This window comes from Sulfoacidibacillus thermotolerans (assembly GCF_003144315.1).
GTDB classification, from domain to species: domain Bacteria; phylum Bacillota; class Bacilli; order Alicyclobacillales; family SLC66; genus Sulfoacidibacillus; species Sulfoacidibacillus thermotolerans.
On the sequence record NZ_MPDK01000002.1, the window covers coordinates 111,726 to 128,167 of the forward strand.

20 protein-coding genes are annotated in these 16,442 nt (G+C 44.3%); 10 read left to right on the plus strand and 10 right to left on the minus strand.

Annotation, left to right across the window (positions count from 1 at the left end; translation table 11 throughout):
• Nucleotides 1-30: 30 nt before the first annotated feature.
• From arsC to BM613_RS00985, 3 genes are read right to left on the minus strand one after another with little or no spacing between them, the layout of a single operon-like run.
• On the minus strand, nt 31-447 hold the full coding sequence (gene arsC / locus BM613_RS00975) for an arsenate reductase (thioredoxin) (RefSeq protein WP_181362805.1): 417 nt from the start codon (nt 445-447) through the stop codon (nt 31-33).
• Nucleotides 448-468: 21 nt separating this feature from the next.
• Nucleotides 469-1,761 (minus strand): arsenic transporter, encoded by a 1,293-nt coding sequence (locus BM613_RS00980; protein WP_109429292.1) that lies wholly within the window; start codon nt 1,759-1,761, stop codon nt 469-471.
• A gap of 19 nt (nt 1,762-1,780) precedes the next feature.
• Nucleotides 1,781-2,113: an ArsR/SmtB family transcription factor gene (locus BM613_RS00985; RefSeq protein ID WP_109429293.1), complete on the minus strand. Its 333-nt coding sequence runs from the start codon at nt 2,111-2,113 to the stop codon at nt 1,781-1,783.
• Nucleotides 2,114-2,298: 185 nt separating this feature from the next.
• On the opposite strand from BM613_RS00985, the gene BM613_RS00990 reads away from it, so the two are divergent.
• The 3 genes from BM613_RS00990 (at nt 2,299) to BM613_RS01000 (ending at nt 4,446) form a co-directional block, all read left to right on the plus strand.
• Nucleotides 2,299-2,781 carry a hypothetical protein gene (locus tag BM613_RS00990; RefSeq protein WP_109429294.1) on the plus strand — a complete coding sequence of 161 codons (483 nt, stop codon included), beginning with the start codon at nt 2,299-2,301 and terminating at the stop codon, nt 2,779-2,781.
• A gap of 95 nt (nt 2,782-2,876) precedes the next feature.
• The gene (locus BM613_RS00995) at nt 2,877-3,449 is read left to right on the plus strand and encodes an NADPH-dependent FMN reductase (protein WP_109429295.1); all 573 of its coding nucleotides are present in this window, start codon (nt 2,877-2,879) and stop codon (nt 3,447-3,449) included.
• A gap of 115 nt (nt 3,450-3,564) precedes the next feature.
• A complete protein-coding gene (locus BM613_RS01000) occupies nt 3,565-4,446 on the plus strand; it encodes a C40 family peptidase (protein WP_245926187.1) in 882 nt (293 codons plus the stop codon).
• A gap of 128 nt (nt 4,447-4,574) precedes the next feature.
• Here BM613_RS01000 and purU read toward each other — a convergent pair whose 3' ends face one another.
• Nucleotides 4,575-5,435: a formyltetrahydrofolate deformylase gene (gene purU / locus BM613_RS01005; protein WP_245926188.1), complete on the minus strand. Its 861-nt coding sequence runs from the start codon at nt 5,433-5,435 to the stop codon at nt 4,575-4,577.
• A 145-nt stretch (nt 5,436-5,580) separates the two neighbouring features.
• Between purU and BM613_RS01010 the strand changes: the two genes are divergently transcribed.
• Nucleotides 5,581-6,840, plus strand: coding sequence for an MFS transporter (locus tag BM613_RS01010; RefSeq protein WP_181362806.1), 1,260 nt, complete (start codon nt 5,581-5,583; stop codon nt 6,838-6,840).
• Between the two features lie 31 nt (nt 6,841-6,871).
• Here the strand turns inward: BM613_RS01010 and BM613_RS01015 are convergent, their stop codons facing one another.
• Nucleotides 6,872-7,141, minus strand: a complete 270-nt coding sequence (locus tag BM613_RS01015) for a spore coat protein (RefSeq protein ID WP_109429298.1) — start codon at nt 7,139-7,141, stop codon at nt 6,872-6,874.
• Nucleotides 7,131-7,376: a hypothetical protein gene (locus BM613_RS01020; protein ID WP_109429299.1), complete on the minus strand. Its 246-nt coding sequence runs from the start codon at nt 7,374-7,376 to the stop codon at nt 7,131-7,133. Before BM613_RS01020 ends, BM613_RS01015 begins: the two co-directional genes overlap by 11 nt.
• Before the next feature lie 184 nt (nt 7,377-7,560).
• Here BM613_RS01020 and BM613_RS01025 point away from each other — a divergent pair, with 184 nt between their 5' ends.
• Nucleotides 7,561-7,968, plus strand: coding sequence for a hypothetical protein (locus BM613_RS01025; protein ID WP_109429300.1), 408 nt, complete (start codon nt 7,561-7,563; stop codon nt 7,966-7,968).
• Between the two features lie 93 nt (nt 7,969-8,061).
• On the opposite strand, the gene BM613_RS01030 is transcribed toward BM613_RS01025, so the two are convergent.
• A complete protein-coding gene (locus tag BM613_RS01030; RefSeq protein WP_109429301.1) occupies nt 8,062-8,349 on the minus strand; it encodes a hypothetical protein in 288 nt (95 codons plus the stop codon).
• Nucleotides 8,350-8,720: 371 nt separating this feature from the next.
• On the opposite strand from BM613_RS01030, the gene BM613_RS01035 reads away from it, so the two are divergent.
• Both BM613_RS01035 and BM613_RS01040 read left to right on the plus strand, forming a co-directional pair.
• Nucleotides 8,721-9,863: a zinc-binding dehydrogenase gene (locus BM613_RS01035; protein ID WP_219930606.1), complete on the plus strand. Its 1,143-nt coding sequence runs from the start codon at nt 8,721-8,723 to the stop codon at nt 9,861-9,863.
• Nucleotides 9,856-11,313 carry a CoA-acylating methylmalonate-semialdehyde dehydrogenase gene (locus BM613_RS01040; protein ID WP_109429302.1) on the plus strand — a complete coding sequence of 486 codons (1,458 nt, stop codon included), beginning with the start codon at nt 9,856-9,858 and terminating at the stop codon, nt 11,311-11,313. Before BM613_RS01035 ends, BM613_RS01040 begins: the two co-directional genes overlap by 8 nt.
• A gap of 13 nt (nt 11,314-11,326) precedes the next feature.
• On the opposite strand, the gene BM613_RS01045 is transcribed toward BM613_RS01040, so the two are convergent.
• On the minus strand, nt 11,327-12,715 hold the full coding sequence (locus BM613_RS01045; protein WP_146192740.1) for a sigma-54 interaction domain-containing protein: 1,389 nt from the start codon (nt 12,713-12,715) through the stop codon (nt 11,327-11,329).
• A gap of 197 nt (nt 12,716-12,912) precedes the next feature.
• Here BM613_RS01045 and BM613_RS01050 point away from each other — a divergent pair, with 197 nt between their 5' ends.
• From BM613_RS01050 to BM613_RS01060, 3 genes are all read left to right on the plus strand, one after another.
• On the plus strand, nt 12,913-13,764 hold the full coding sequence (locus BM613_RS01050; protein ID WP_109429304.1) for an SDR family oxidoreductase: 852 nt from the start codon (nt 12,913-12,915) through the stop codon (nt 13,762-13,764).
• 81 nt (nt 13,765-13,845) lie between these two features.
• Nucleotides 13,846-14,052 carry a spore coat protein gene (locus BM613_RS01055; protein ID WP_109429305.1) on the plus strand — a complete coding sequence of 69 codons (207 nt, stop codon included), beginning with the start codon at nt 13,846-13,848 and terminating at the stop codon, nt 14,050-14,052.
• A gap of 26 nt (nt 14,053-14,078) precedes the next feature.
• Complete coding sequence (locus tag BM613_RS01060; protein ID WP_181362807.1) at nt 14,079-14,360, plus strand: spore coat protein; 282 nt, start codon at nt 14,079-14,081, stop codon at nt 14,358-14,360.
• A 77-nt stretch (nt 14,361-14,437) separates the two neighbouring features.
• Here the strand turns inward: BM613_RS01060 and BM613_RS01065 are convergent, their stop codons facing one another.
• Nucleotides 14,438-14,641, minus strand: a complete 204-nt coding sequence (locus tag BM613_RS01065; RefSeq protein WP_109429307.1) for a glutaredoxin family protein — start codon at nt 14,639-14,641, stop codon at nt 14,438-14,440.
• A gap of 105 nt (nt 14,642-14,746) precedes the next feature.
• Nucleotides 14,747-16,309 carry a sigma-54 interaction domain-containing protein gene (locus tag BM613_RS01070; RefSeq protein WP_181362808.1) on the minus strand — a complete coding sequence of 521 codons (1,563 nt, stop codon included), beginning with the start codon at nt 16,307-16,309 and terminating at the stop codon, nt 14,747-14,749.
• Between the last annotated feature and the right edge of the window lie 133 nt (nt 16,310-16,442).

The following is a 16,442-nucleotide window of genomic DNA, read 5'->3' on the forward strand; positions in this document are numbered from 1 at the left end:
CTCTATTTTTCTTTATCATCACTCGTCAACCTACAGTTCACTGAAAAATGTGCGCAGCCGATCGGCAATCGCGTCGCGAACTTCCCGAAATTTCGCTTGTATTTCCTCTTCTGTTCCCGTCGCGCGCGCTGGATCGGCAAAGCCAAAATGCAGTCTCTTTACATGCGGCGGTGTTATCGGACAGCGCTCATCGGCATCGCCGCACAAGGTGATCACATAATCTGCGCGCTGCAAGAGATCGGAATCTATTAATTTAGAAGTATGAGTAGAAATGTCGATGCCAATTTCCTGCATCACTTGAACTGCTCGCTCGTTGAGTCCGTGCGCCTCAATTCCTGCACTGTAAATTTCCGCTTTGTCCAAAGCTATATGTTTAGCTAGTCCTTCTGCCATTTGACTTCGGCACGAATTCCCCGTACATAAAAAGTACACGATTGGTTTTTTCAAAATTCCGTTCCCCTCTCTGGATTAACGAATGAGAACCATCCATAAATAGAGTCCTGATAATGTGACAAAAAGTGTAGGAAAGGTGAGCACCATTCCTGTCTTAAAATACTTTCCCCACGTAATCGTAATCCCTTTTTTCTTCAATACATGCAACCACAAAAGTGTAGCAAGCGACCCGATCGGCGTAATCTTTGGACCTAAATCGCAGCCAATGACATTCGCATAAATGAGCGATTCGCGAAGTACACCTGTAGCAGTTGTCGAATGAATAGCTAAAGCGCCAATCATGACCGTTGGCATGTTATTCATGATGCTTGAGAGGACAGCTGCGAGCATACCCGTAGCAACCGTTCCGACAAAAAATCCACCTGCAGTCGCTTTCTCGATTACATGGCCCAATACAAGCGTTAACCCTGCATTGCGCAGGCCATATACAACAACGTACATTCCGATCGAAAAGACGACGATGGCCCATGGGGCCTCTCGAATCACTTGCCAAGGCCGAATAACCCCGGTTCTTTGACCTGCAAATAGAAGGGCAAGTGCAGCGATTCCCGCTACAAAGGAGACAGGAATATGCAAAATCTCAGTTAAGATGTATAATATAAGTAGTACAGTTAATATCACCCACGATAGGTTAAACAACCCCTGATGGACAATCGCGTGACTTGGCGCTGGCAGGTCACTTGGATCATAAGTGGCTGGAATTTCTCTGCGAAAATAGAGATAGAGTACGACCATACTTGCAAAAAGAGAGAACAAATCCGGAACAATCATATGAATTGCATAACGAATAAAACCAATGTGAAAATAATCAGCCGATACAATATTGACGAGGTTACTCACGATGAGAGGCAGCGAGGTTGTATCAGCAATAAAACCACTTGCCATGATAAAGGGAAGCATCTTTTTTGCATCAAATTTTAATAACTTCACCTTTTCAAGTACAATTGGAGTCAAAATTAAAGCTGCTCCATCGTTTGCAAAAAATGCTGAAACCATCGCTCCAAGCAAGATGACGTATAAAAAAACTTTACGTCCATCCCCTTTGGCCGCATGAGCCATTTTCAGTGCTGCCCACTCAAAGAAGCCGATTTGATCCAGAATTGTGGATGTGATAATAATAGCCACAAACGTCAGCGTGGCGTCCCACACAATCTCAGTGACCGTCCACACGTTACGCAAAGAAACTACGTGAAGCAAAAGTGCAAGAATTGCACCAAATAGCGCGCTCCAACCGATCGAGAGTCCTCGTGGTTGCCAAATCACCAAAATCAACGTAAATAGAAAAATGCTAATTGCAAGGCCAACCATTTACTTGCTCCTCACCTGTTTACACATGACATTGCACTCTTAATCCGCGTGCCTGTAAGTGCTGAATCTCTTTAGATACGTCAGGTAATGTGTCAATGATTTGACGTATGAGAGGGAACTTCGAATCATCTAACGTATAGTACACCCACTGAGCCGTTTTTCGCTCCTTAACGAGCCCTGCTTGCCGCAACTTGCGCAGATGCTGAGAAATGCTCGGTTGTGACATGTCAAAAACAGCAACAAGTTCACATACGCACAATTCCTCTTGTGCAAGTAAAGCTAATAAATGAAGGCGCGTCTTATCAGCGAGCGCTTTATAGATTTCCGCTTGATCTGCAAAAGGCTCGGCCATTTTAGTCAGTCACCTCACTCTCTGTCACATAGTTACATAATTATATATAGATCGTCAACAGTGCAAATGCGGGATCTCAGCAAATTTACATAAACTTAACGTATCTTTCCGCAACGAATAACCTACACAGAACTTGACATACTACTATTTGGATTGCATTACATAAAATTCGCGGGGGATGCAGAGTGGATCGCCATGTATATTCCTTAGGTCGGCAAATTTTGCTGTATATTCGCTGGGCGATCGTCGGTCTCATTCTCTTCACATTAGCATTGGGTCTTGTCGGATTTGCAGCACAGTGGGGAGAATTTCTCTTTCACCCAGGACTTTTTTTAAGTAATTACCGCAAAATGACAGAAGACATCTTTTCCTTACTACTGGTCTATGAAATATTGGATCTCATTCGCACATTATCCCCTAATCGCCTGATGGACGTCATTTTAACCGTTCTCGCTCGGAAAATTTTGTTGGCGATAAACGATGAACATCTCGTTGTCGAAGTCGGTGCGATCTGTGTCATTCTCATTGTACGGCTTTTATGGACACGCTATGGTGGATTGCCAGAAGAGTCAGCAGCATTTGGAGGAAGTCACATTAAATTCAAAAAAATATCAGATATGTGTTCTAAAACCTCCTATAAACAAGAAACGAATCACAGAGGGGAATAAATACACCTCTGCAAACTTCAATTTGCCGCTTCTCCAAATCTGCGGTATTCTAAAGTTAGTTACTTGTATTCTATTTGCTTAGGAGGCTATACATCATGTCTGACCAGCACCAATTACATATAGTAGGTATCTCAGGAAGTTTAAGAAAGGAATCTTATAATACAAAGTTATTACAATCTGCTAGTGAACTTTTACCTCCGTTCGTCACCTATACCGCAGCCGATATTTCGCAACTCCCACTCTACAATCAAGATCTAGAAAACGAAGTGCCTAGCGCTGTTCTTCAATTAGTGGATCTCGCAAAATCTGCAGATGCATTTATCTTTACTACTCCAGAGTTTAACTTTACAATCTCCGCAGCACTGAAAAACGCATTTGAATGGCTTTCTCGTTCAATGTTTGGTTCTCCACTCGCACGAAAACCTGCTGCGATTGCCGGAGCCACTCTAGGTGCTTACGGTACAGCAAAAGCACAAGTACATTTGCGCGATATTCTCCATGGATTAGATATGCGACCTGTCTCAAGGCCAGAGGTGCTTGTGTCATTTGCAGCCCAAAAATTTTCCCCAGAAGGAAAGATCACTGATGAAGTCACGCGCGATTTCCTCAAGCAACTTATGGATAATCTCGTACAATGGACGATCCAACTGAAGAATTTAAAAATATAAGGGAAAATAAATTTCCACGACTTCAATATATTACAGATTCTCCTTGTTTAAGACTCATGATACGCTAATTCTGACGAAGTCTCCAGATTGTTATGTTTAAGGAGGTCAGCTTTAGATGGATCATGACGGCAAGAAAAAATGGACGTCCTTCCTTGGGGCAAGTTTATTGTTTGGTTCGATGACCGTTCCATTTTTCACTAGCGTTCACTCCGTATTTGCCGCTACAACAGAGGAAGGATCTTTGCAGGCTGTTGTATCTCACGCAGCATATTTGAAAACATCACCGCATCTAGGAATATATAACGAGATTGAACTTTTAGCGAAAGGAACCGTACTTCACATAATTAGAGCCACTCGCTTTTGGCTGTATGTACGTCTTGACGACGGCGCTGTCGGGTTTATTACTGCGAATCCTCACTATATTACCTGGGCGCCGCCGTTTAGTCATTCTGGCATACAAAACAGCACCGTCGACACGGTTGCAATAAATAGTAATAATGTTACATCTACTAGCTATTTTCCACCCAAGACGACCACTGCAATTCCTCCTGGAGTTACACTCGATCCCAATACGCACCCTTTAGCTCCCCTTAGCGCGAGTTATGCTGAAAAATTGCAGGCGATTGAAGAAGTGGCCCAAAGTAAGCTCGGGACACCCTATATTTGGGGACACAACGAGGATCGCGGACAATATGGATTTGACTGCTCCAACTTTGTGGAATACGTTTTTCACGAAGCACTCGGCTACAACTTCTCGGGCTCATCGCGCGTACAGTTTGAACATGTAGGCTGGCCTATTCCCATTCACGAAATGCGTCCCGGAGATGAACTTTTCTTCTCTGATCGAACAAATCCGACAGGTTCAGCACATGTTGGAATCTATATAGGCCATGGTGAAATGATCGAAGAAGGTGGTGGTCTAGGGAAAGTCGGTTATCTTTCAATTGATCACGGCTTTTGGAGTCGACACTTAGTCGCTGTCCATCGCTTATTTTAACGATCTCAAGTGTGAGTGGGTAGGACCTTTCTCCTATCCACTCTTACCAAAAGTGCTGTAAAGCTCCGAGCATGAGGAGAGATTGCAAGGTATAGGCTTTTTGAAACCTTGCTTGAGCCGTGGGCGGCTCAGGTAAATACGATTGTTTTGTTATCGTGAACCAATATTCGGTCTTCTACATGCCAGCGAACAGCGCGCGCCAGAACGGTGCGCTCAATTTGCCTCCCCACAGCCTTCATTTCTTTCACAGAATATCCATGGTCAATCCGTAACACATCTTGTTCAATAATAGGTCCCGCATCTAGGTCGGCAGTAACGTAGTGCGCGGTTGCCCCAATAATCTTTACACCGCGCTCATAGGCGCGTTCATAAGGTTTCGCACCTACAAAAGCAGGCAAAAAAGAGTGGTGAATATTGATCATGCGACGGGGGAACTGTTCTACCATCTGAGGCGATAGAATCTGCATGTATCGCGCGAGCACAATGAAGTCGACCTTCCCTACCAGCAATTGAAGTTGCTGGCGTTCTGACTGTAGCTTCTTCTCTGGAGTAACAGGAATATAATAGTACGGAACGTTCATTTGTTGGGCAATCTGCTCGTGATTCGGATGATTACTTACTATCATTGAGATATCCGCTTGAATCTCTCCTGAACGCTGACGCCACAGCAATTCTAACAAACAATGATCCTCACGCGAAACAAAGATGGCAAAGCGCTTGCGCTCTTCTTCTAAAAATAGTTGAAACTGCATTGAAAATTGTTTAATAAGAGGTGCAAAGGCATCCTGAATGACTTCTTTTACAGATTCAATGCGCGGAATATAAAATGCAATCCGCATAAAAAATGTACCTTCCAATGGATTCGTCGTATGTTGTGCAGATTCTGTGATATTTGCACCGAGTGAAAATAGCGTCGTCGATATTTTTGCGACGATTCCTGGCTGATCTTTACATGCGATGAGTATTCGTGCATGGATATGGGAATCCAAGGTTATCCTCTACTTTCAATCATTGATTTCTCGTGCTTACTCCGTTATTCTATCTTACATATGTAAATTATGTAAGCTTGTAAAAGATACATAAAGTAGGTGTCTGTATTTGTTCACTCATAAAACTTCATCTCTCTGGCGCGATTTGAACTTTTTTCGCCTATGGCTTGCTAGTGTAGTCTCTTCATTCGGAGATGCCGCTTATTTTATCTTACTTGGTTGGTTTGTCATCCATTCGATGGGTTCTCCCCTTGCACTGGGCACCGTACTTACCGTCGCCTCCATCCCGCGTCTCATTTTTATGCTGATCGGTGGTGTCATGGCAGATCGTTTCAATCGTAAGTGGATCCTCATCACATCACTTGGAACTCGCTCCATTGTTTTAGTTTTCTTCTCGCTTTTCTTGCTGACATTTCACCGCGTTCACCCACTGCTAATCGACACACTCGCAATTGTTTTTGGCACTGTTGACGCATTTTTTTGGCCAGCAAACGGTTCTATTGTACCCCTTGTTGTAACGGATGAAAAACTTCCCACAGCGAATAGCCTCATCCAAACCTCACAACAATTGAGCGCAGTGATGGGCCCGCTGATCGCTTCTGCATTACTGCTTATGCACCGTTATGCAGATATGTTTCTTGTTGTTGCTCTTATGTACCTTGGCAGTGCGGGAATTCTGCTCTTTTTACGGTTGCGTGCTTTGCCTTTAGAGACGAGCGACGCAAATGAACCCACTCTTCGCGATACAAAAAATGCAACACGTCAAACTCTGTCGCCCTTGCGCGATCTCGCATCAGGAATTTCCTATACTCTGTCTATTCGCATTTTAACACTGATTATGGTCGCCTCGCTCATCATAAACGTACTTTTTATGGGCCCTATCAATATTGGAATTCCTGTTCTTGTTCATATCAGAGACTGGAGGGGCAGTGTATATGCGACATTTGAGGCGAGTTTAGGGTTTGGGGCAATCGCTGGTGGCATTTTAATCGGCTTATTAAAGGGACTGCGCGGCCATATGAAATGGTTGGGCATGATTGGATCTGGTGTAGGAATAGGCATTGCTCTTATCGGATGGATCAACAATCCTTGGCAGGGAATCGTTATCATGAGTGCTTTGGGTGTCATTATCAGTGTAGTGAACATTCCGTTCACCACCTATATTCAGACGATCGTTGCTCAAGATAAACTAGGCCGTGTGATGTCCTTGTTGAGTTTTATGTCAATTGGACTTACTCCCTTAAGTTATGCAGGTTCTGCTTTTCTGCTTCAAGTCAAATGGCTATCACTTAGACAATTGTTTTTAGGGACCGGCAGCCTGTTGTTTCTCTTTTGGGTGATACTAACTATTGTCCCTTCTTTTCGAACATTAGAAGATCATCCTAAATGGAAAAAAACCGCCTAGCAAACCCTGACGTCTAGGCGGCTCATCTGTGCTACTCTATCTGGTAGACCCACTGAGCAAGACGCGCATCATTGCGAATCTGTGTTTCCATATCATACGCATCGTACCATCCTCTTTTACCAGCCAAGTCCGACAATGCTGCATGAAAGTGAGTCGCATTTTGTAATTGTTTAGATAGAATCTCTCGTACTTCTGGTGTCGCGGTTTCCATTAAAGCGGATGTAGTGCTGATCATTGCAAACTTTGTCGTCATAAGTAAATCCATAGTCATCAAGCGTATCCGCATCTCGTTATTTTCCATATTCTGACCCCTTGTGAATGTAGTCGCTCGGTAAAAGCAATGGGCGGCGTTGTAATAACGTTACGAGATCCCACATTTCTTCTTTTAGCACCGGAATTTGTTTCGCAATGATTTTTTGCAATTGCTCATCGCGAATATCATGTAAGGCACGATGACATTTCCACAGACTCGAGCTCTTTAAAACAAGCAATTCGTGAATCATAAGAGTTTCGTGAACTGCCAATCGGTGATGCAACGCCCATTTCCCCTCTCCTGTCCCTGATCATCGAATGAACACGGTGATAGCCTATGCTCTATAGATAAATTTGCTCACAACCATCTTTACCTAGGCGGATGCACCAATTTTTAAGGGACAGGAGACCAAATTACAAACTCGTGAGTATGATGCTGTATCTTGAAAAAAAAGGAGAGTTTAGCGCATGCAACCCAATGATATGCCGACAACACCAGCAAACCAATTAGAAGAACTTATTATGAAAAATTACGACCAAACGCAACAAGACATGAAAAAGCTACGCGCCGCGTTACGCAAACTATATAGTAAAATGGAACAACAAAACGAGCTACTCCCCATCGCTCAAGAGCAATTCAACCTGCGATCCGTTTCTCCTCAAGAAAGAGTGCAAATTATCCGGTATTTAAAGGAAAACGTTGAACGCTTTAATGAAGCCACTGAGCAATTGGTCAGCATCCACCAAGATTTAAAGGAATGGAATGGGTTTCGCTCCGAGTTACAAGAAATCAAAGAAGAATTAAGGCGTTTTTCACAAACACAGATTACACCACAAAAACCAGAATCCGCACACGACCACACCATTGTACCTTAGACAAAAACAGCAGCTCTAGTGTTTGAAAAAGCAACAGTGGCAGGATGTAAAACGGTGGGAGGTTGTCCCCACCCACCGTTTAGATCGCTTTTTTTACCACCACCACCACGGACCGAGTGCTAAAATGGCAAACCAAGGAATAAAGAACAAGGCCCAGAAAATGGGTTCTGCTTGAATCTCCTCTTGTTGAGAAAGAGGTAAGGGAACGATTTCTGTCGTTTGCTCGTCATGCATACTCACTGTGCGAGCTGAATTTAGTGGGCGTAGATAAATTCCTTGACTATTGATCGAATGCAACACACCATGGTGCACGCGTCCATGAGCATGCACATAGATTGGTTGACCTACCAATGATTGCGCCTGGTGATAGAAAGGATGCATCATTTAAACCTCCTTTGCGATCGCAGTAAAAAACATCACCTGAGATCAATAAATGCATCTTCCCTTGATATGGAAAGGGACACGTATCTCGTAGGCAATGTGATCGTCTCGCAATCCGGACAAGGACAAGTGTACTTACGTAGCAACTACCAATATGTCGAATTTCTAAGACATGCAGACGACATGTCGTAAAACTTCTACATATATATCTTTTTTATTGACCCTATTCATTGTCTGCCTCATCGAAAAACAAGAGAACTGTACGGTTTTTGTATCGAGATAAAACGTGTTTCGGAAGATCAAAACGATGGAATGAAACTTGCTTAGATGATACTAGAAACATCTTTATTCTCATAAAAGGGGGTTTGCGAATGCGGGAGACCATGCGAGCGGCTGTCTTTGTAGGAGTCAATCAACCTTTGCAAATCGAGGAGTTGCTCATTCCGGAACCCAAAGACGGTGAAGTTCTCATTCGGGTTGCCGCATGTGGAGTTTGTCACACGGACTTACACGTCATGCAGGGGGATGTAAAATTCCCTACACCAGCAGTACTTGGACATGAAATCAGTGGGACAGTCGCCAAACTCGGTCCCTGTGTGGAAGGATTATCCATAGGTCAGCGGGTCGTTTCTGCTTTTATCATGCCTTGTGGAACGTGCCAATATTGCCAAATGGGACGTGACGACCTCTGCGAAAAATTTTTTTCTTACAATCGTCTTAAAGGACAACTTTATGATGGAGAAACCCGATTATTTAGACCTGATGGATCTCCAGTATGGATGTACTCGATGGGCGGCCTCGCAGAATATGCAGTGGTCCCTGCAACCGACGTCTTTGTGTTGCCTGATGAAATTGCACTCGACACGGCTGCAATCTTAGGGTGTGCCGTTTTTACAGCGTACGGTGCAGTGCGTCACGCCTCTGCAATTCAAGCAGGAGATACGGTAGCGGTCGTTGCAGCAGGCGGCATCGGTCTCAATGCGATTCAATGGGCAAAAACGTTTGGCGCCGCGCAAATTGTTGCCATTGACCTCGATGAAAACAAGTTGCAACTTGCTCGTCAAATGGGTGCGACACAAACTGTAGAAATTGCAAGTGACCCTGTAACTACTGTGAAGGCGCTAACAGGCGGAAAAGGAGTAGACATCGCCATTGAAGCACTGGGTAGCGCACAAACTTTTTCCCTCGCTGCCGATCTTGTGCGTGATGGAGGGCGTATCACGGTGGTTGGTATCGCGAAAACAGGAGTTTCAACAGATATTGAACTGCAGCGAGTTGTGCGGCGAAGTTTGCAAATCGTCGGTTCATATGGAGCGCGCACCAGAACCGATATGCCCGAAATCCTCCAATTTGCGGCTACTGGAAAAATAAATTATGAACAGTCAATTACCGCAACATATTCTTTAGAACAAGCGGATGAAGCCTATGTTGCACTTCGCAATCGACAAATTAACGGTCGGGCAATTGTTCGTGTAGAAAAGCAAGAGGAAGGGAGACCACTCGATAATGACTGAAAATCTGCGCGTTTTATCTAATTTCATTGGGGGTAAGTGGGTCCCTGCTTACTCAGACAAAACAGAGCCAGTATACAATCCCGCAACAGGTGAGAAGATTCACGCAACTCCTCTTTCAACACCTGCAGATGTGAATGACGCAGTACAAGCTGCAAAGTCGGCATTTGTCAGTTGGAGCAAAACACCTGTCCCTCGGCGTGCCCGAATCCTCTTTAAATACCAACAATTACTAGTCGAACACTGGGATGAACTAGCCCGACTCGTTACTCTCGAAAATGGCAAGAGCTATGACGATGCCTATGGCGAAGTACAACGCGGCATTGAAAATGTCGAGTTTGCAGCCGGAGCGCCTACTCTGATGATGGGCTCACAGTTGCCTGACATTGCAACCCAAATGGAATCTGCCATGTATCGTTATCCCGTCGGCGTCGTGGCAGGAATTACGCCATTTAATTTCCCTATGATGGTCCCGTGTTGGATGTTTCCACTCGCGATCGCTTGTGGGAATACTTTTATTTTAAAACCTTCAGAACGAACCCCTCTATTAGCGCAACGTCTTGCAGAATTATTTACTCTTGCTGGATTGCCTGATGGCGTTTTAAACATTGTCCATGGAACTCATGATGCGGTAAACGGCATCCTCGAACACCCTGAAATCCGCGCTGTATCTTTCGTGGGGTCACAGCCTGTCGCTAAATATGTCTATGAAAAAGCGGCTGCTCACGGCAAACGTGTACAAGCGCTTGCCGGTGCAAAAAATCATACAATTGTATTACCTGATGCGGATCTAGAAGAAGCAGTACGAGGAATTACCGCAGCCGCTTTTGGATCAGCCGGAGAACGTTGTATGGCGTGTGCGGTTGTCGTTGCTGTTGGTGACATTGCCGAACCTCTACTTGAAGGTTTGCAAAAAGCCGCTTCCGCATTAAAAATTGGCGATGGTTCTGATCGCAGTGTTCAATTGGGTCCAGTCATTCGAAAGGCACACAAGGAGCGAACTGTCAAGTACATTGAGCGCGGTGAAACAGAAGGGGCAACACTTATTCGCGATGGTCGAGAAGATCAAGCGGCTGCAGTAGAAAAAGGATATTTCCTCGGTCCCACTATCTTTGCTGACGTAACCACAGAGATGACGATTTGGAAAGATGAGATTTTTGCTCCCGTCCTATCCGTTATGAAAGTCGATACTTTAGATGAAGCAATTGCCATCGCCAATCAATCTGATTTTGCAAACGGTGCCTGTATTTATACAAACAACGCGAGTGCAATTCGAAAGTTCCGAGAAGAAATAGATGCTGGGATGCTTGGCGTCAACATTGGCGTTCCTGCCCCTATGGCATTTTTCCCGTTTTCCGGATGGAAAAATTCATTTTATGGTGATTTGCACGTAAATGGTCGCGATGGGGTGGAATTTTACACGCGACGCAAAATGATCACATCGCGCCTGTAAACCAATTCTTACCTTACGATAGCCCCAATTGCTTTAATTTTAAGTACAGCGTTGAGCGATGAATACCTAATAAGCGGGCAGCAGCCACTTTGTTGCCCCCTGTTTGTTTAAGCGCCCCTAAAATAATTTCTCGTTCGCTGTGTACGACACGCTCTTTTAATGAACACGATTTTGTGGTTTTTATTGCAAGCGATGAATCTCGGTCACCTTGCGTAAGTCGCTCATAAATAAAATCCGGTAAGTCATCTGGTGTAATGATGTCCGCTTCGATAATTTCTACTAATACCTCTACAACATTCACAAGCTCTCTGATGTTTCCAGGCCAAGTGTACTCATAAAGAAGTTGCAAGGTGCGATCATGCAACCGCTTTTTGCGCACATGGAATCGCGTAGATAGTCGATCCATATAATAGTGAACTAAAGTAGGGATGTCAGTTTTGCGATAACGCAAAGGAGGAATTTGCACATGCATCATACTGAGCCGAAAATATAAGTCTTCACGAAATTTTCCTTTTTCGACCATTTCAGCAAGATTTCTATGCGTGGCAGCGATGACACGCAAGTTCACAGGTCGCTTTTCAATTCCTCCGACACGTACAATCGCGCGATCTTCTAACACGCGTAAAAGCTTCGCTTGCATCGCAAGCGGCATATCGCCAAGTTCGTCGAGAAATAACGTACCTGTGTGCGCAGCTTCAAATTTCCCGATTTTCCCACCGCGTTTTGCTCCTGTAAAAGCACCTTCTTCGTACCCGAACAATTCCGACTCCAGTAAATTTTCCGGAATCGCAGCACAGTTAATATCGACAAAAGGTCCCTTACCAAATAGACTTGCACTGTGAATCGCACGTGCAAATAATTCTTTCCCGGTTCCGCTTTCACCTGTAATTAACACCGTCATTGCTGTACGAGCAACACGCAGGGCGAGCTTTTTTAAAGCGATCATCTCAGAACTATGGCCAATCACAGCATCAAATGTTTGTATGAATTCATCAGACGTTTTTTGCATGGCGTTTTTTTGACGATTTGACGCAACTGCTAATTGGTGAATGCGATCCATCATTTGGTATTGCTCATTCACTCCTTGAAACATGACCATACCTACTGCCCCGATCACATCATCACCTTTATACATCGGAATGCGATGAACGAGCATTTCGTGACCATGAATAATTTGAATTTGATCTTTTTCTGCAACTCCCGTTTTTAATACTTCGTGGAGCCGTGTATTTTGAATGACTTCTGTCACATGTCGATGCAGTGCATCTTCTTTGCGCATCCCAAGAAATCGCGCATATGCATCATTTAATTCCACAATCATGCCGTTTGCATCAACCACAACAATTCCTTCATAAACAATTTCCAGCACGGTGCGAAAAATCCGCTCTATCTCTTGCTTCATTGCTGTTGCTCCACCTCCAATCACCACAATCCATCAAAATCTAAACGTTCATCCTCTAGAAAAATTCTATCATGTTATAAAGTAGTTTGCCTTATTCGAACCTAAGACTACTTTGTTAACAGCAAAAGATTTCCTAAGCTGCCGACATTCAAAGGTATAATGGAGTTATAACAAAACCTCGCAAGGAGAGTGTAATCATGTTCCGTCGCGATTTATTGCAAGATAAAGTAGTGGTAATTACTGGAGGGGGTACAGGACTTGGTCGAGCAATTGGCGAAAGATATCTCGAACTCGGCGCAAAGCTTGCCATTGCTAGCCGCCGTGAAGAAGTTCTAGCCAGGGCTGCACAAGAAATGACCGCACAAGGTGGTGAAGTGTTTTACAAGTCCTGTGATGTAAGAGAGGAAAAACAGATTGCAGACTTGTTTGATGCCGTCTTCGCTCATTACGGAAAAGTTGATATCTTAGTTAACAATGCAGCAGGGAACTTTATTAGCCCTACCGAGCGACTATCCGCGCACGCAGTAGATGCCGTTTTAAAGATTGTATTGCACGGCACCTTTTATACGACCTTGGAACTTGGGAAACGATGGATAACTAGCGGACAAGGTGGCGTAATGCTAAATATTGTGACTACATACGCTGCTTCAGGAGCGGGTTCCGGATTTGTGGTTCCTTCTGCTGCAGCCAAAGCTGGCGTATTATCACTCACTCGCTCTCTCGCCGTCGAATGGGCTAAATATGGAATTCGCCAAGTCGCGATTGCTCCCGGAATGTTCCCTACTGAAGGCGCTTGGTCGCGTCTTGTCCCATCCGATGAGATTGCTGAACGTCTAATGCATCGTGTTCCCTTACGCAGAGTAGGGAATAAAAGTGAGTTAGCCAATTTAGCTGCATTTTTAGTGTCAGATGAAGCCGGTTACATTAACGGTGAAGTGGTGACAATCGACGGAGGTGAATGGTTACAAGGCGCAGGGGAATTTAATGAATTAATCGATTTAAGTGCGCACGATTGGGATCAATTAAGTGCGATGACGCGCAAAAAGTAATTGTCATGCAACAGTATAGAAGGATCTTGCGGGGGCATCTTAAGATTGCGACAGAGCAAGCACAAGGAGGGAACGCAAAAGATGAATTCACAGCGATTAGCTGCGCATGAAACACTTGAACTTCACGAATTGCTTGCGAGTACAACAACATCCTATGCAATTTGTAACCTGCTCATGCCATCGGTACAAGATCGCGAATTAGGCGGTTTGCTTATGCAGCAAGCACAGTCTTGCCAAAGGCATATGATTGATCTACAAAATGCTCTTACCCGCAGTGCATTTAACTAAAGGAGGTTATCCCCCTGGTTACGATGATGGCGAATCCTACAACAATGATCACGGATCAAGTAATCGCTTCCGAATTATTAAATACTTTGAAGGCCTCAATAAAAAATCAAGCGCTCGCTCTAACAGAAATTTCCACAACAGACATACGCAATATGATGATGCAACATTTTAACGACACAGTCAATGCACACGGAAGACTTACAGACTTGATGATTCAACGCGGATGGTATCAAGCATACAATCCTTCCGCACAAATCCACTCTGATTTACGCAATGCTAGCATGACCCTGCAAACTACACACAGATAAGTTGGATGCCTGGGAAAGTCACAGAATTCATGTTGTTTTCCCAGGCATTTTCAATTCTTCTCGCACACCTTTGCATATTACGAATCTAGCCACCCTGTTTGCGCCAGCAATCGTTCGATCGCCGCAGGATGATAACCTTGAACAAATTCTCTGCCAATGCGCAACAACGGCGCGGTAAAAGACCCCGTATAGTGAAGCATCTCATCAATCGATCCAGGATCTCGAAAAACATTCACCTCTTTAAAAGGTAAATGATGATGGGAAAGATACTCTTTCACCATTTTGCATTTTCCTCACTGTGTCGTCGTATAGACAACTATCTCTTCACGCATCGTTACACCTTCTTTCCCTTGCGCATGAACCTCTATTGATGCGACAATGAGTGGTCAATCAGACATCCTATACGTGCGCAAATAATTATACAGAGTCGCGCGTGAAATCCCAAGTTCGCGCGCAGCAGCAGCTTTATTGCCATATGTCCGCAATAGCGTATTGCGCAGTGATTCTGGCGTAATCCTCTTGTTCCTCTTCCCTCCTTCTTTCTCTTCTTCTCGGGGAAAAGTGTTCGTACTGTGTTTTGAAAGCAAGGGAATGGAGCTTTCACTCTGTTCAAGAAACTGGGAAGCTTCCCTTGTTCTATACAGATCTTCCTGCCAACCTCGATGTTCACTGCCAGAAAAAACGACTTGCTGTATTTCTGGTGGCAAGTGATGCACATGGATGCCATCTTCATCAGCCAAAATCACCAAGCGCTCTACCATATTTTTTAGTTGCCGCACATTCCCAGGCCACGAATAACGGACGAGTGCTAACATCACATCTGGATCGAAGTTCGGAATCAATCGGTTATACTGCATTGCAAATTGGTGGGCAAAACGCTGAACAAGCAGAGGAATGTCCTCCATATGTTCTCTTAGAGGTGGCAAGTCTAGGGAGACCACATTCAAGCGATAATACAAATCCGCACGAAAACGACCGCGCATTACTTCTTCCTGTAAATCGCGATTCGTTGCCGATAGGATACGTACATCAAGCGAAATCCCCCGTTCACTGCCAATGCGATACAACATTCGGTCTTCGAGCACACGCAATAATTTGACTTGCAATTCTAAGGGCAATTCGCCGATTTCATCAAGAAAAATCGTTCCCTTTTGCGCAAGTTCTAATTTCCCAATCTTTCCTTTCCGATCAGCTCCGGTAAAAGTTCCTGGTTGATAGCCAAATAACTCACTTTCAAACAATCCTTGTGGAATTGCACCACAGTTTACCGCGATAAAGGGGCCATTAGATTGCTGGCTGGCGCGGTGAATCGCATGTGCAAACAACTCTTTGCCAGTACCAGATTCCCCATACAATAGCACCGCAGCATCCGATTTTGCCACACGCTTCGCGATGTGAATCGCCTGTGTGATCGCTCTTCCGTTCCCAAGAATACTCTCAAAGGGGTCTGCCTCGTCATTTTGCCGCTGCACAGTTTCCTCAAGACTTGCTAATTGGCGATTGGTGTTCATTAATTCATCACCCAATCGCACTAAACTTGTGACATCCTGTTCGGTAGCGATTGCACCAACAATTTTACCCTGTATACGAATGGGCGTTGCGTTGATTAACACGTGCACTAAAGGGCGCGGTTCATGATATAGTTGATGTACTGCGATTCCTTCTTTAAGCACTCTCCCCAAAATTAATGATTTCCAAGGAAATTCTCCAATTGGCTTTCCAATAATGTCTCTTTCTAAAATTCCGTACAGCCGCTGGGCAACTGAATTCCAATAGCGAACAATTCCATTTGCATCGACAATGGTGACCGCTTCTTCAACAGTATCTAATAATGTCGATAACATCGCCTCGCCAATTTCAGAGAAAGGTACTCGCTCTCTCTGCCCATGATGCAATTCTGGTAACAACTCTTGAATTCCGTTGGGAACGTTTTGATCAAATTCCCCCATATCGATTCCGCCTTTGCACATTTACTTAATAGACAAGACTGTAGTTTTTAATTATACACTTTTGTATAACTCCTGCACACAATCATACAGATGTGTTAAAATAATTGTAGTCTATTGCACATAAATCTTATGA

Bases quoted from the DNA above. Each gene is read 5' to 3' on its own strand.
- BM613_RS00980 (WP_109429292.1), bottom strand. From the start codon at position 1,761: ATGGTTGGCCTTGCAATTAGCATTTTTCTATTTACGTTGATTTTGGTG.
- BM613_RS00985 (WP_109429293.1), bottom strand. From the start codon at position 2,113: ATGGCCGAGCCTTTTGCAGATCAAGCGGAAATCTATAAAGCGCTCGCT.
- BM613_RS00995 (WP_109429295.1), top strand. From the start codon at position 2,877: ATGTCTGACCAGCACCAATTACATATAGTAGGTATCTCAGGAAGTTTA.
- BM613_RS01000 (WP_245926187.1), top strand. From the start codon at position 3,565: ATGGATCATGACGGCAAGAAAAAATGGACGTCCTTCCTTGGGGCAAGT.
- BM613_RS01015 (WP_109429298.1), bottom strand. From the start codon at position 7,141: ATGGAAAATAACGAGATGCGGATACGCTTGATGACTATGGATTTACTT.
- BM613_RS01025 (WP_109429300.1), top strand. From the start codon at position 7,561: ATGCAACCCAATGATATGCCGACAACACCAGCAAACCAATTAGAAGAA.
- BM613_RS01030 (WP_109429301.1), bottom strand. From the start codon at position 8,349: ATGCATCCTTTCTATCACCAGGCGCAATCATTGGTAGGTCAACCAATC.
- BM613_RS01035 (WP_219930606.1), top strand. From the start codon at position 8,721: ATGCGGGAGACCATGCGAGCGGCTGTCTTTGTAGGAGTCAATCAACCT.
- BM613_RS01040 (WP_109429302.1), top strand. From the start codon at position 9,856: ATGACTGAAAATCTGCGCGTTTTATCTAATTTCATTGGGGGTAAGTGG.
- BM613_RS01045 (WP_146192740.1), bottom strand. From the start codon at position 12,715: ATGAAGCAAGAGATAGAGCGGATTTTTCGCACCGTGCTGGAAATTGTT.
- BM613_RS01050 (WP_109429304.1), top strand. From the start codon at position 12,913: ATGTTCCGTCGCGATTTATTGCAAGATAAAGTAGTGGTAATTACTGGA.
- BM613_RS01055 (WP_109429305.1), top strand. From the start codon at position 13,846: ATGAATTCACAGCGATTAGCTGCGCATGAAACACTTGAACTTCACGAA.
- BM613_RS01060 (WP_181362807.1), top strand. From the start codon at position 14,079: ATGGCGAATCCTACAACAATGATCACGGATCAAGTAATCGCTTCCGAA.
- BM613_RS01065 (WP_109429307.1), bottom strand. From the start codon at position 14,641: ATGGTGAAAGAGTATCTTTCCCATCATCATTTACCTTTTAAAGAGGTG.
- BM613_RS01070 (WP_181362808.1), bottom strand. From the start codon at position 16,309: ATGGGGGAATTTGATCAAAACGTTCCCAACGGAATTCAAGAGTTGTTA.